We start from the raw sequence: 14220 nt of genomic DNA on the forward strand, positions 1-14220 counted from the left end.
AACGCCACTTTAACCAAAGTGGCGTTTTACATTGTTTATTTAAAGGGTGTCTTTAAATAGTTTATAAATACGGCGGTATTCATCTAACCAACTTGACGGTTGCACAAAACCATGTGGTTCAACTGGGAAGATAGCCGTTTCAAAGTTTTCTTTTTCAAGCTCAATTAAACGCTGAACTAAGCGCACGGAGTCTTGAAAAAATACGTTATCGTCTACCATTGGTGCATTTATCAATAATGGCTTATTTAAACCTTCTGCAAAGTAAATAGGTGAGCTACGCTCGTGTGCAATGGGATCTACATCTGGGTGGTTTAAAATATTGCCAGTATAAGCAGTATTGTAGTGTGCCCAATCAGTTACCGGGCGAAGTGCTGCACCTGATTGAAACAACTCTGGTGCAGTAAATAATGCCATAAAGGTCATAAAGCCACCATAAGAACCACCGTAGGTGCCTACTGCTTGCGTGTCGACGTTAGCATTTTCAGCCATCCATTTAACACCATCAGCTAAATCTTGCGTTTCTGGTGTGCCCATTTGACGATAAATAGCTGTACGCCAGTCGCGGCCATACCCTTTAGATGCACGGTAGTCCATATCCATTACCACGTAACCTTCATCAGCCAATAATGAATGAAACATAAACTCTCTAAAGTACACAGACCAACCCATATGTGAGTTTTGTAAGTAACCTGCACCGTGATTAAAAATAACCGCTTTACGTGTTTTACCACCTTCGCCTTCTACGTAATCAGCTGGGTAGTATACCTTGGCATATATTGGCGCATCAGTATGGCTAGACGGCACTGCAACTATTTTCGGTGCAGTTAATTTTTTAGCTAAAAAAGCGCTTGATACTGTATTAGTTAAACGTGTTGCCGTTGTATTTGCTTTAGCATCCGCAATATATAGCTCGTTAGGCATGGTAATTTTTGAATGAACAAGCAGTAATTTTTCTTCATCTGGACTCAACGTGTAGTCGGTCATGCCATTTAGATCAGTAATTTTTTCACTTTTAGATGTTTGTGGATCTACACGGAAAATTTCGTATAGACCAGGGTGTTCAACATTAGCTTTGTAATAAATAGCAGAATCATCGCTTGTAACTGTTGGGTTTGATACCTCAAACTCACCCTGAGTTAACGCAACGGCGTTACCGTTTAATGGTTTTTTATAAAGCTGGCTGTACCCAGACTCTTCTGAAAGGTAATAAAGCGTGTTTGCGTTATTCAACCAGCCAAAATTATTAAATGCATAAGCGATCCATGCGTCGTCATGTAAACGATGCTGCGACACCAGTTTATTGTTTTCAAAATCTACGGTCGCAATCCAGCGATCTTTGTTGTCCCACGCTTCAAGCATAATAGCAACTTGCGAACCATCGTTATTCCAAACTATTGGGCTTTGTCCTAATCCCCAATTTGTGATCAAATTAATAGCGCGTGGTGAGTTCTTCGATTCGTAGGTTTTACCTAATCGCGCATAATTTTCTTGTTTTACACTTGCTAATACATCTTCATCAAAACCTGGCAGCGAATCAAACGCTAGTGTGTTTTGTGTTTTATCATTTAAATTAATGTATATAACTTGCGATGTTTCTTCTTTTGCATCAGCTATACGACGGCGAACTTTTTTAGGTGCTATGGTGGCGTCGTCAGTCACATAATGTGGCATTATATCGGTGTCACTTCGCCAACTTGATTGTTTTTTTACGACAACTAGTAACGCATCTCCATTGGGTGAAAGTTCTACGTTATCAACTTTATTACCTTTTCCTAAATAGTAACTTGTATTAGCTACAGAGGTATTTAGTTCGTTTATTTGCGCGTTACGTGCGTGTTGGTCTTTTTTATTTTTGTGTTCAAGAGCAATGTATTCAATAAGCTTATGCTGCTCTTTTGCAATGTACGAACTTGGCTCGCTAATTCCTTTTGGTTTATCAGCAAGTTTTAAGTTAGCAATTTCTTGTGTTAACCCCGTAACTAAATCAACTTTAAAAAACATATTCCCTTGGCGATAAGCCAAAGTACCATCGTTTAAAAACTGCGGATTAGATTCGTTAGCTGTGCTATGGGTTATTTGGCGCAGTGTGTTAGTTTTAATATTTTTTACAAACACATTGCCTTTAAAGACGTAGGCTTGCAGAGCCTTGTCGTTTGAATAAACCGCATTTCTAGCACCCAGTGTATGTAGTTTATTTAATGCTATTTGTTCTGCAGTTTGTGACGTTACAGACTGGCTAAATAAGTCACGTAATGTGCTACCTTGTTGCTTTTGAGCATAAATAATTGTTGCCGAATCAGCAGCCCAAAAGGCATTTTGTGGTTGGTTGCCTATCCAATCAGGATCGGCCATTGCTTGTTTTAAAGTTATTTTTTCTGAACCAACATCGGCAGGTGTACTAACCACCGATTCAACTTTGTTTTTTTCCAAAGCATTATTTGTTGAGGCTGTGTTTGCAGTTGCACTACAGCCCGCAAGCATTGCGCTTGAGGCAACAGCTAATGCTACTAACGTTTTAGATGAAGAAAAATTAAAAATCATAGTGCTTCTATACCGTTATTATAATTAACGGGTATTTAAGCAGAAGCACTAAAGTTAATGCAATTTTTTAAGATAAATAGCCATTTAACAGGGTAAAGCTCAGTTTACTTAAGCCTTAATTATTTAATCACTAAATCTAGCCATACTAGGCGATGATCGCTTGATGCACTTCTATCTTTAATTAAGCGATATTGTTCGTTTGATTCAACTGGCCAAAATACCCCACCTTCTTTAATATCTAAACCGTAAGTTGATGGCAATACATAGTCTACTCGTGCTTGCCAATTGGCAGTAAAGTGTTGTGCATAGGCAAGTTCATATTGCTGTTTAGCGCCTGCACTTTTAGGTACAAACTGTGCATTAATTAATGGATTTTTTAGCAATTGATCTGTTGTTTCTAAACGCGCTTTATCACCTTCTGGTGCTGCGTTTAAATCCCCTAAAATAACAAAACGCGACTGAGCCTCTAGCCCTCCTTTTGTGCCATTATCATCATATAGGTAGTCTACATTGGCTACATAGTCGGCAATTAATCTAATTTCGTCATGGTTACGTTTACCATTTCTATCTTCTTCGCCGTCAAATACTGGAGGCGTAGGGTGAGACGCCAATATATGCACTGCTTTATTATCAATTACAACGGGGACATCCCAAAACGATTTAGAACTTAACCTAAGCGCTTGCCACTCTTGAGCGTTATACCAATTCTCGCCTGTTTTTGGCATCAACGGCATTTTTGCATTAGGCATATCTTTGTATTTAAAGGTTTGAAGCGTTCTGATTTTGTCAAAATCGATTGGGTATTTCGATAATATGGCCATACCATAATGCCCTTCAAAAAAGCCAAAGCCTTGGGCATCACCCATCACTTTACTTTTTTTTCCATCGTTATCTAGGTCAAACTCTGTCGCAAGTCCAGTATTGACGGGGGCTATATAAGAATAAGGATAATCTATGGCTTTTTGCTTGTTTTGGCTTACGGCTAAGTAATGCGTTTTAAAGTAATCAATACCTTGCTCTTTAGGTACAAAATCAAATTCGTTCAGTAAAATAATATCAGGGCGAACGCGCTGAATAATTTCTGCAATATTTTTTATCTGTTGTGTGTTTGAGGTAAGCGCTTTGACTAAGGCATCACTTTTAATAGGCTCGCCTTTAGCGGTGTAATTTGTGGCATCCATACTTACATTAAACGTTGCAACACGAATTGTATCGGTTGCGAACGCATTGAGACTCAATGAAGCAGCTGTTAGCAACGCACCAAACGTTAGATCAAATTTCATTTAATTATCCTACTTATAAAAAAGTAATTTTGATTATTTAATAATGTAACCTGTTTTTGTTTTTTCAGGCAAAAAAAAGCCGAGATTACTCGGCTTTTATTATTTCATTTTTTATTCGTATAGTTTTGAACTAGTCGGCCAGCAACTACTTCTAAGATCTGCTCAATCCCTAAATAACATCCATGTGCAAAACAGTAAGAAGGCTTCCCTAATCATAACCTACTAGACCATACAGCTTTAGCCATACAAAAAAACACCCTAACCTAGAATGAGTTTTTCTGCCGTTTTTAAAATTCCCGGGTAATCGTGCTCTGGTAAATAATCAGTTAATTGGCTTAACTTATCTGACAGGTCATTCATATTATGAGCCGATACATTTATATGACCCATTTTACGACCTGGCTTAGCCGTTTTACCGTACCAATGACTTGTCACGTCGGGTAATGTAAGCACCTCAGCAGGGATGCTTGCTTGTCCTAGTACATTGATCATAGCTGTAATATGTTTAAGCTCAGTATTACCAAGTGGTAAACCTGCAACGGCACGCATATGATTTTCAAATTGCGAACAATGGCAACCTTGCTGAGTCCAATGACCTGAGTTATGTACACGCGGTGCAATTTCATTAACTAATAGTGTGCCCATTACATCAAAAAACTCAATGGCCAATACACCTACATAGTTAAGTTCGTTTGCAATTTTTGTAAATGCATCGTTTGCTTGAGCTTCAACATTTTGGTTATTTTTACCCGCAACCGACAGTGTTAACACACCATTGGTGTGTTCGTTTTCTGTTAATGGGTAAATTGCAACATTACCGTGCTTATCTCGTGCACCAATAATCGACACTTCTCGGTCAAACGGGATCATTTTTTCAGCAATAATAGTATGCGGCGCATCTAGTGTTCCCGATGCTATAAACTCAGCCATTTCAGACCAAATTTCGTCAATTTGCTCATCAGATTTTAAACGCCACTGCCCTTTACCATCGTACCCTGCTTGGCAGGTTTTTATAACAAGTGGCTTACCCAGGTTTTTAGCGGCCAACTCCAAATGTACTTTTTCTGTAATTAACTGATAAGGCGCGCATTCAACACCGGTTTTGTTAAGTAACGCTTTTTCTAGTGCTCTATCGCCACCCGTTTTAATCGCGGCTTTACCCGGATAAAACTTATTACTGTTGCAGCATAGCGTTAATACATCATCAGGAATGTGCTCAAATTCTGCCGTGATTGCATCAGCGTCGCTAATAGCTTGTTCAAGTGTAGTTGTGTAAATATCACCCGTTAGCGGGTGCTTAATTTGTTTAGTTCCCACATCGTAGGCAACTACATTCAAATTAAGCGGTGCGCCTGCAAGGCTCATCATACGTGCAAGTTGTCCGGCACCTAAAATTAAAATATTCATTGTTACTCTGCAGGGTTTGGGTTGGCTAATATTGTGTCTGTTTGGTTTTTACGAAATGCTTCGATTTTTTCAAAAATGTCGGGGTTATGGCTCCCTAAAATTTGTGCGGCTAATAAGCCTGCGTTTGCAGCGCCTGGTTCACCAATTGCTAAGGTGCCTACTGCTACCCCTTTTGGCATTTGGCAAATTGACAATAGAGAATCAACACCATTTAATGCCTTTGATTTCACAGGAACGCCTAAAACAGGAACAGATGTAAAAGCAGCCGCCATACCCGGTAAATGGGCTGCGCCACCTGCGCCGGCAATAATAACTTTTATGCCACGTTCTGCAGCAGAGCTTGCATAATCAGCAAGTAATTGAGGAGTGCGGTGTGCAGATACAACTTTGGTTTCGTACTTAATACCAAACTGCTCTAGCATCAGTGCAGCGTGTTCCATGGTTGGCCAATCTGACTTAGAACCCATAATAATGCCAACAGTCATAAATACTCCTCAGTAATGAATTTTAAAATAGCGGACTTATGTCCGGTTTTAGGCGGGTATTATACCCAAACACGTTTAATTTGCGAGGTTCGAATGGTATTAAATGAAGATTAAAGGCTAATTTTTTATAAATAATTAACACGCAACAAAAACAAAAAAAAGCCATGTTAAACATGGCTTTTTGTAAAACTAAAATTACAACGTAATTACGCTTCTTTACTTGCTAGGTACTCAGAGTAATTACCTCTAAAGTCGATTATTTTACCGTCTTTAATTTCCCATATACGGGTTGCAACAGAAGAGACAAACTGGCGGTCATGTGATACAAAAAGTAAAGTGCCTTCGTATGCTTCAAGCGCTAAGTTTAGTGCTTCAATCGATTCCATATCCATGTGGTTGGTTGGCTCATCCATTAAAAGTATGTTTGGTTTATGCATCATAATTTTGCCAAACAACATACGGCCTTGCTCACCACCTGATATTACTTTTACCGACTTTTTAATATCGTTCTGTGAGAACAACATACGACCTAAAAAGCTGCGAACAACTTGCTCGTCGTCGCCTTCTTGCTGCCATTGCTCCATCCACTCAAACAAGTTCATGTCTTTTTCGAATTCGTCAGCGTGGTCTTGCGCATAGTAGCCAATGTTAGCGTTTTCAGACCACTTAAATTCACCTGCCTTTGGTGTAAGTTTACCTGCTAACGTGTTAAGTAACGTTGTTTTACCTACGCCGTTTTCACCAATTATGGCAATACGCTCGCCAACTTCAACTAAACCTTCAAGGCCTGAGAATAAAGTATTGTCTTCAAAACCTTGACTAATACTTGTCATTTCTAGCGCGTTACGGAACAGCTGTTTTTCTTGGTCAAAACGAATAAACGGTGTTTGACGAGATGATGCTTTTACTTCGTCTAACTGAATTTTGTCGATACGCTTAGCACGCGATGTGGCTTGCTTAGCTTTTGAAGCATTAGCCGAGAAGCGTGATACAAACTGCTGGAGCTCGGCAATTTGACTTTTCTTCTTTGCATTTTCACTTAATAGGCGTTCACGTGCTTGCGTTGCTGCAAACATGTATTCGTCGTAGTTACCAGGATAAATACGTAGCTCACCGTAATCTATGTCGGCCATGTGTGTACACACAGAGTTTAAGAAGTGACGGTCATGCGAGATGATGATCATAGTACAATCACGCTGATTCAATACATCTTCTAACCACTTGATAGTGTAAATGTCTAAGTTATTGGTAGGCTCATCAAGTAGCATAATATCAGGGTCAGAAAACAGAACCTGTGCAAGTAACACTCGCAGTTTAAAACCCGGTGCAATTTCAGACATAGGACCATAGTGCTGCTCAGTAGCAATACCAACACCTAATAAAAGCTCACCCGCTTTAGACTCGGCTGAGTAACCATCCATTTCAGCAAATTCAGTTTCAAGATCCGCTACTTTCATACCGTCTTCTTCACTCATTTCAGGTAAAGAATAAATACGATCACGTTCTTGTTTAATAGCCCATAACTCTTTGTGACCCATGATCACAGTATCAATTACAGAGTATTCTTCGTAAGCAAACTGATCTTGATTTAGTTTAGCAACACGCTCATTTGGATCAGTGCTTACGTTACCCGAAGATGGCTCTAGTTCACCACTGAGTATTTTCATAAATGTTGATTTACCACAACCATTTGCACCAATTAAACCGTAACGGTTTCCTTCGCCAAATTTTGCTGAGATATTTTCAAATAACGGTTTAGCACCAAATTGCATGGTGATGTTAGCTGTACTAATAATAGCGCTACCCTCCAAGGGAGACAGGATGTATTTAAATTGCGCGCAGTTTAAACCAAAATGGCCTATTTTTCTATCACAAATCAAACTTACCAAGCACCAAAACTTAATGATTAAGAGTACAGATTTCTAATTTTATTTTGGTATTTACCTTATGGTTAATATTAAATTTAATGCTAAATAGCCATGCTCATATAAATTTTTAAAAATTAAGTAAAGTTATGCTATTTAATTGAAAAACATAAGAATTAGAGTTTTTATACTAGAAACATAATTAATAGCTAACTTGAAAAATCATCACAATAATTAAATGTTTTTAAGGTTGTAAATTTTCAAACTACTTGTGTATTTACTATAAAAATACATATTCATAACAACTTAAAAACACAATTAACTCAATGTGAATGTCTACCTATTATGTATAAAATTTCGATGATGTTTTTTCACTTTTGACAAACAGAGGTGTTTGCTAGTGTGCCCTGCACTTATCATTGACCACATCGCACACAAGGAAACACACAATGAAATTGAAACTAACATCAATGCTAGTAGCAATAATGGTTAGCCCTTCAGTATTCTCTGAAGTAAACATATACACGGACGAGCGCAATTCAATGAGTGTGGGTGGTTTTATAGACGTAAGAGTAATAAATACGCAAAACCAAACTGAAGTCGTGAACGGTACATCACGTATAAATTTTAAAATTGATCGAAAACTTAAGCAAGGCTGGAAAGCCTTAGGACTAGTTGAGTGGGGTGTAAACCCTGTAGGTAGTAGTGATATTATTTATAACAATCGCTTTGAATCAATCCAGGATGAATTTTTATATAACCGTTTAGGCTATGCCGGCCTCTAGCATGATAAATACGGGCAAATTACAATTGGTAAGCAATGGGGTGCATGGTACGACGTTGTTTATAGAACAAATAACAGCTTTGTATGGGATGGTAATGCAGCGGGTGTTTATACCTATAACAAGGACGATGGCGCAGTAAACGGTACGGGCCGAGGCGATAAACTTATTCAATATCGCAATAGCTACAATGACTTAAGTTTTACACTGCAAGCACAGCTCAAAAACAGCGAGTTTTATACCTGTGACGTTAGTGACATTACAGAACAAGAATGCGAAACACTTTGGAATGCAAGCGATACAGCTGCCCAACAAGTAGAATTTAACTACACCTTTGGTGCTTCGGTTACTTATCCCCCTACTGACATGTTAACGCTTACAGCCGGTGTAAACCGAGGCGAGTTTGATTTAACTTACGGTGATGGCACCACACAAAATGTTGAAGACCTAATATACGGTGCAGGCATTATGTGGGGTCGAGTAGATCAAAAAGGTCTTTATGTTTCAGCTAATATTAATAAAAACAAAAATCATGACACCGATAATCTTGGTCGCTTAATTAAAGATGCAATAGGTATAGAAACATTTGCATCGTACCGCTTTGACAACGATTTTCGCCCTTTTATTGCCTACAACGTATTTGATGCAGGCGATAATTACGTAATTCAGCCAAACTTTAATACCGATCCGAACGATGTATTTAAACGTCAATTTGCTGTTATTGGTGTTCATTATTTAATTGACGAAGACACAATTACGTATATAGAAGCACGTAAAGATTTTAGTGACTTTGAAAGCAATGATAAAGATCAGCAAGCAAAAATGGAGCAGTCAGAAGATGACGGCATCGCATTTGGATTTAGATATCAATTGTAGAAATCAATTACCCTTTCGCGCTCTATTGACTTAGGGCGCAGTGCCCTAACCTCACTCTTGCTTATTATTTCTCATATACAATCACCTGCTAAGATTAGCTTTTACCATATATTGTATGATGTGTTCTTTATGAATATTTACATAATCTTGTTTAAAGCAAACCTGTATATATATTTTGTAGGCTGTTTACAATGCTTGGTTTAGCAACATATTAAGGCCTTTCATTTAAAAACTTTTGATATCCACCTAAAGCATCTGCAACACTTAGTCTTGGATTATCGTTATGTTCCGCATTCGGATTAATAATAGATTCCCACTTTAAGTGCTCGTTAGGGCTGGCCTTTAATGCTTGCTCTAAATTACTATACGCCTCTAACATAAGCGGATGCTCTTCCTCACCTACCGATAAAAACAAATACGTTGGCTTTTTAAACATTTTATTCGACGCCTTTAAAAACGAGTCAACTTTGTTTACTACCGTCATATCGTCATACCAGGCGGCAGGACTAAATGCAAAATAGCCATTAAAGAGATCCGGTTTAGCATGAAGCGTATAAAGCACAAAACTGCCACCAGCAGAAAACCCACTTAAAATACGGTTATTGTTTAATTTAAATCGATTAGTCAAATAAGGTAATAATTCTAATTCTATAAACTGTAAAAACTTATCTGCTTCTCCGTTGGGTTCTATATTGTTTGTTGCAGGCGCTTGGGTATTAACGTCTTGGCGAGCATAAGGAGGTACCAAATCACGATTTCGAGTAGCCGTAAAAAACAAGTTAGGGATTGATACCAATATAGCTTGTTCGGCCTGTCCTTTGTTTGAGAAAGACGCTAATGTTTCATTCCACGTATCTAGGTTAAAGTTACCATCGGTTTTTATTATTAACGAATAAACTTTATTGGTATCGTAGTTAACGGGTAGCCTAATAAATACCTTACGCGATTCATTTAAAATTTTTGAATCAAGTGTAATGTCTGTATAAGCCGATACATAATGATTGTAGTAGCGGCCGCCTAAAATAAGTAAGCTTAACGTAATGACAGCTAATACGAGGTTAATTAGATAGTTTTTATTAATTTTTAACGACATGTATCTCTCTTTTTACTAATTATTTTTAAGACTACAAAACCAAATATTTTCGTTATTAGTAAACCCTAGTCCCTCAAGCAACTTGCACGAAGCTGTATTAGCTTTGTTAACCTCTGCGTAAAGCATTATTAACTCGTAATGCATAACAAGCTTTGGGATTAAAGTTTTCAGCGTTTCTTTCATGTAGCCTTGTTGCCAAAATTCAGGATCTAATTCAAAACCCAAAAATGCGGTTCTTGCTTCTTTATTAATTTTATACAGACCACAACTACCTATTACTTTATTGAGGGTATTCTGGGTAATCGTAAAGCGTATAACCTCTCCCTCATAATAGCCGCTAATATCATTTTGTATTAATTGTTTGATATCACTTTTGCTAATGGGTGTTGTGTAGTCATTAAACTGGCTAACAAGAGGATTATTTAAAATAGCATGTAAACTAGTTACATCTTTATGAGATATTAAACGCAGCGATATACGAGGCGTATTTATTTTTTCAAACATGATTTAAATACAGGGCAAATAGCACTTTATGAACCTGCATTATTAACTTACCATAGTGCATTAACAAGCATTATATAACGAGCACACAAGTATGAGTGACGAATTTAAAGTAATACAACCTACCACAACAGTGTATTGTCCTAAGCGCGGCGAGGGCTGGACCCTAACCGGCATTACTAATATAAATGAGTTTACCTCAGTCATGTTTGATGGCACACGTTACACGCTTCCCGCTCGCGAAATAGTAGAAGAGCTACTCCCTAACCAGCTAGCTCGAGAACAAAATAAGTAACGCCCCATCAATAAAAAAGGCTGCAGTTATGCAGCCTTTTTTATAATTTACGCCAATTTAAAATGTATCGTCTTCACTGTATACATTTACCTTTAGCTCGCCGTCGTCTTCAAATACAACAAACGAAATAGGCTTACAGCATACTTGGCAGTCTTCTATGTATTGTTCATCAATATCTGCAGCATCTAGTAATACCTCTATAACTTCACCGCAATACGGGCAGCTAATTGATTCCTCAGTTAATTGGTTCATCTAACACCAGGTAAATTACATCATCAATGAATTAACCTTAATCAACACGGTTAAACTTTTCAACTGCGTTTTTAGTGGAATACATAGTATTAAAATATAAATTAGACACTTTTGACCAAAACCAAATTTGTTAGATAAAAATATGAAATACCTTTTGTACTTGATAGGTCTAATTAAACGTATAGTTAAATTAATTATAAAGGTGGATATTTTTATGAAAAAAACACTCTCATTAACGTTAGCGTCTACCCTCGTTTTATTTAGCACACTCTCTTACGCAGAAGAGACAAAAAAAGCAGTGCTTGCAGGGGGTTGCTTTTGGTGTATGGAATCAGACTTTGAGAAACTTGAAGGCGTAACCGACGTAATATCTGGCTTTACGGGGGGTAAAATTAAAAACCCTACATATAATGGTAATCATAAAGGACACTATGAAGCGGTTGAAATTACCTATAAACCTAGCATTGTAAGCTATCAAGACATACTCAATCATTATTGGGTTAATATTGACCCTTTTGATCCGAAAGGCCAATTTTGCGACAAAGGCCCCAGTTATCGCAGTGCTATATTTGTTGCTAATGAAGAAGAACGTAAATTAGCAGAGCAATCCAAACAACGTGTTATTAAAGAGTTTCCTAGTCAAACCGTTGTTACGCCAATTTTAAATACAACGGTGTTCTACCCTATCAAAGGAAAAGAAAGTTACCATCAAGATTACTACAAAAATAACCCTATCCGTTATAACACTTATCGCTGGCGATGCGGACGAGACAGTCGCCTAGAAGATATTTGGGGCGACAGAGTTACGCATTAAAATTAAAGGCTGCATTTAATGCAGCCTTTTTAACGCTTAAAAAGGCATTAAACGATGCTATTATTAATTTTTTATTAATACTGTTTATTTTATTGTCCAGTTTATTAATATTTAACTCTACAATAAACTTAACTCCTAGATTGTTAAACCTGTATTAAATAACTGGAGTTACATCGTATGAAAACCAAACAATTACAATTAGCCCGTGCTCTAGATTTACCAACACGCCAAGAAATGTTAAACCGTGATCACTCGGTACAGCAGTTTTGGGCAAGCAACGACGACCTAATTTCAGACGCGTGGAAAGAATGGGAAGCAAGCGAAGTTGACGCGTCTACCTTTACGCTAGACGATTCGTTACTCGATAAAAATTTACGCGAAGCCATACAACAAGCATGGGAAAATCCATCTAAAGAGCATTTAGTAAAAGCGCTTTTAGAGGAAGTGGCACCTGATGTGTTTCAGTTTCAATTTTTTGATCCTGAGCGCCTAACCGTTTTACGTGGCTACCTTGATCAAGTATGGGACTCTAACATCCCAATGCGCCCACCGTACGGTATTGTATTAAACCGCCGCGGCGTTATGCTCGATAAACGATCAGAAGGCTATTTAGCAGCCCCTAGTTTTCAAACATTTTATAACGAAATGCTAAACACCTATATGCGCCCTATAGCGCGTTTATTATTTCCTGAAATTACAGGTTACGACACGCAAACATTTGGTTTTTCTATTTACTACGACCCAAGTACAGATGCGTCTATTCGCCCACATACTGATGCATCAGCGGTAACGTTAAATATTAATTTAAATTTACCGGGTGAGGAGTTTACCGGTTCTGAGCTTGATTTTTACGACCTAGTTACAGGTAAAGTAACTCAACTTAGTTTTAAGCCAGGTATCGCGATGATCCACAGAGGAAGTGTGGCACATGCTGCTAAACCCATAACGAGTGGCGATAGAACCAACTTTGTACTGTGGTTGTTTGGCGACCGCGGGCGTTTACCAGCTCAAGGCGCACAACGCCCAGTAATAGATGCTACAAAGCGCTGGACTACGCCAGTAACAACACCCGATGGCTACGCACCATTTTAATACCCCTGTATAAAACTGATATCAATCAGTCCATTAAAGCTAATTAATAATTAGTTTAATGGGCTTTTTACTTGTTGCTTTACACGTTAATAACTATCTTTTAAACATTAATAGTTAATTTATTGCAGTAGAAATGACGTTAAACAGCATTTTAATAGCCGCATTGTTATTATCACCCATCGTTAATGCATCAATCACTGAGCAAACGCTCGTAGTAGGTTTTGGTGAAAAACTTCCCCCTTTCGTATTCCCTGATTCAAATAGTGGTCTAACAGTAGATATTATTACAGCGGCTTTAACACCTTTAGGCTACACAATTGAGTCTCGATATTATCCTTACACTCGGCGTGTAAAAGAGTATAAAAAAGGAAATATCGATGTAGTAGCAGATATTAATTTAAATACTGCAAACGGAAACATCCTAAAAGGTTATTTATCATATGCGTCTTATACATACGAAAATCTTGCTTTTGCTTTAAGTAAAAACAACTTTAAATTGAGTGAAATAGCCGATTTGAAAAATTATAGTCTATTGTCATGGCCAAGTGCTGCCATTCACTTAGGAGATGAGTATGCAAATATGGCTAAAGCTAATCCATTGTATAACGAAATACACGACCAATCGCTTCAAGTTAAATTTTTGTACTTAGACAAGGTAGATGTTATACAAATGGATAAACAAAGCTTTGACTACTTTCGCGCAAATATAAAAGATATTGATACAACACAAAAAATTGATAGGTTCCCTTTATTTGGAAAAAGCCCTAATGGATATTTATTTAAGTCTAAAAAAGTACGCAATGACTTTAATTTACAACTGCAAAAACTCAAAGAATCCGGCAAGTACAAGCAAATTTTTGATGGATACTTAAAATAATTAATTTAAAAACAAATAGACTGCCTATATAAGCAGCCTATTTTTTTATATCGTTTT

At 37.7% G+C, this 14220-nt stretch carries 12 protein-coding genes and 1 pseudogene; 5 read left to right on the plus strand and 8 right to left on the minus strand.

The genetic code is table 11. The features are described 5' to 3' along the window. Positions 1-39: 39 nt before the first annotated feature. From CWB65_RS15675 to CWB65_RS15695, 5 genes are all read right to left on the minus strand, one after another. Positions 40-2541: a S9 family peptidase gene (locus CWB65_RS15675; RefSeq protein ID WP_138740956.1), complete on the minus strand. Its 2502-nt coding sequence runs from the start codon at positions 2539-2541 to the stop codon at positions 40-42. Between the two features lie 119 nt (positions 2542-2660). After that, positions 2661-3824 (minus strand): endonuclease/exonuclease/phosphatase family protein, encoded by a 1164-nt coding sequence (locus tag CWB65_RS15680; protein ID WP_138740957.1) that lies wholly within the window; start codon positions 3822-3824, stop codon positions 2661-2663. A 258-nt stretch (positions 3825-4082) separates the two neighbouring features. Beyond that, complete coding sequence (locus tag CWB65_RS15685; protein ID WP_138740958.1) at positions 4083-5231, minus strand: 5-(carboxyamino)imidazole ribonucleotide synthase; 1149 nt, start codon at positions 5229-5231, stop codon at positions 4083-4085. Between the two features lie 2 nt (positions 5232-5233). Further along, on the minus strand, positions 5234-5716 hold the full coding sequence (gene purE / locus CWB65_RS15690) for a 5-(carboxyamino)imidazole ribonucleotide mutase (protein ID WP_138740959.1): 483 nt from the start codon (positions 5714-5716) through the stop codon (positions 5234-5236). Positions 5717-5922: 206 nt separating this feature from the next. Continuing rightward, positions 5923-7512 (minus strand): ABC-F family ATPase, encoded by a 1590-nt coding sequence (locus CWB65_RS15695; RefSeq protein ID WP_074210169.1) that lies wholly within the window; start codon positions 7510-7512, stop codon positions 5923-5925. Positions 7513-8030: 518 nt separating this feature from the next. On the opposite strand from CWB65_RS15695, the pseudogene CWB65_RS15700 reads away from it, so the two are divergent. Then, positions 8031-9239: pseudogene (locus tag CWB65_RS15700) on the plus strand (porin). A gap of 211 nt (positions 9240-9450) precedes the next feature. Here the strand turns inward: CWB65_RS15700 and CWB65_RS15705 are convergent. Both CWB65_RS15705 and CWB65_RS15710 read right to left on the minus strand, forming a co-directional pair. After that, the gene (locus CWB65_RS15705) at positions 9451-10332 is read right to left on the minus strand and encodes an alpha/beta hydrolase (protein WP_138740960.1); all 882 of its coding nucleotides are present in this window, start codon (positions 10330-10332) and stop codon (positions 9451-9453) included. Positions 10333-10347: 15 nt separating this feature from the next. Next, complete coding sequence (locus CWB65_RS15710; RefSeq protein ID WP_008133042.1) at positions 10348-10836, minus strand: GNAT family N-acetyltransferase; 489 nt, start codon at positions 10834-10836, stop codon at positions 10348-10350. Positions 10837-10927: 91 nt separating this feature from the next. On the opposite strand from CWB65_RS15710, the gene CWB65_RS15715 reads away from it, so the two are divergent. Next, complete coding sequence (locus CWB65_RS15715; protein ID WP_008133044.1) at positions 10928-11128, plus strand: hypothetical protein; 201 nt, start codon at positions 10928-10930, stop codon at positions 11126-11128. Positions 11129-11185: 57 nt separating this feature from the next. Here CWB65_RS15715 and CWB65_RS15720 read toward each other — a convergent pair whose 3' ends face one another. Continuing rightward, positions 11186-11380, minus strand: a complete 195-nt coding sequence (locus tag CWB65_RS15720; protein WP_008133045.1) for a CPXCG motif-containing cysteine-rich protein — start codon at positions 11378-11380, stop codon at positions 11186-11188. A 214-nt stretch (positions 11381-11594) separates the two neighbouring features. Here CWB65_RS15720 and msrA point away from each other — a divergent pair, with 214 nt between their 5' ends. From msrA to CWB65_RS15735, 3 genes are all read left to right on the plus strand, one after another. Beyond that, entirely contained in the window at positions 11595-12194 is a 600-nt protein-coding gene (gene msrA, locus CWB65_RS15725; RefSeq protein ID WP_138740961.1) for a peptide-methionine (S)-S-oxide reductase MsrA, read from the plus strand. 177 nt (positions 12195-12371) lie between these two features. Beyond that, positions 12372-13286, plus strand: coding sequence for a 2OG-Fe(II) oxygenase family protein (locus CWB65_RS15730; protein WP_008133048.1), 915 nt, complete (start codon positions 12372-12374; stop codon positions 13284-13286). A 133-nt stretch (positions 13287-13419) separates the two neighbouring features. Further along, on the plus strand, positions 13420-14163 hold the full coding sequence (locus CWB65_RS15735) for a substrate-binding periplasmic protein (protein ID WP_008133049.1): 744 nt from the start codon (positions 13420-13422) through the stop codon (positions 14161-14163). Positions 14164-14220 lie beyond the last annotated feature (57 nt).

It is taken from the genome of Pseudoalteromonas sp. S554, assembly GCF_005930865.1.
Taxonomy (GTDB): Bacteria; Pseudomonadota; Gammaproteobacteria; order Enterobacterales; family Alteromonadaceae; genus Pseudoalteromonas; species Pseudoalteromonas marina.

Excerpts from the sequence above, each read along its gene's own strand:
- CWB65_RS15675 (WP_138740956.1), bottom strand. The coding sequence starts at position 2,541 with ATGATTTTTAATTTTTCTTCATCTAAAACGTTAGTAGCATTAGCTGTT.
- CWB65_RS15680 (WP_138740957.1), bottom strand. The coding sequence starts at position 3,824 with ATGAAATTTGATCTAACGTTTGGTGCGTTGCTAACAGCTGCTTCATTG.
- CWB65_RS15685 (WP_138740958.1), bottom strand. The coding sequence starts at position 5,231 with ATGAATATTTTAATTTTAGGTGCCGGACAACTTGCACGTATGATGAGC.
- purE (WP_138740959.1), bottom strand. The coding sequence starts at position 5,716 with ATGACTGTTGGCATTATTATGGGTTCTAAGTCAGATTGGCCAACCATG.
- CWB65_RS15705 (WP_138740960.1), bottom strand. The coding sequence starts at position 10,332 with ATGTCGTTAAAAATTAATAAAAACTATCTAATTAACCTCGTATTAGCT.
- CWB65_RS15710 (WP_008133042.1), bottom strand. The coding sequence starts at position 10,836 with ATGTTTGAAAAAATAAATACGCCTCGTATATCGCTGCGTTTAATATCT.
- CWB65_RS15715 (WP_008133044.1), top strand. The coding sequence starts at position 10,928 with ATGAGTGACGAATTTAAAGTAATACAACCTACCACAACAGTGTATTGT.
- CWB65_RS15720 (WP_008133045.1), bottom strand. The coding sequence starts at position 11,380 with ATGAACCAATTAACTGAGGAATCAATTAGCTGCCCGTATTGCGGTGAA.
- msrA (WP_138740961.1), top strand. The coding sequence starts at position 11,595 with ATGAAAAAAACACTCTCATTAACGTTAGCGTCTACCCTCGTTTTATTT.
- CWB65_RS15730 (WP_008133048.1), top strand. The coding sequence starts at position 12,372 with ATGAAAACCAAACAATTACAATTAGCCCGTGCTCTAGATTTACCAACA.
- CWB65_RS15735 (WP_008133049.1), top strand. The coding sequence starts at position 13,420 with ATGACGTTAAACAGCATTTTAATAGCCGCATTGTTATTATCACCCATC.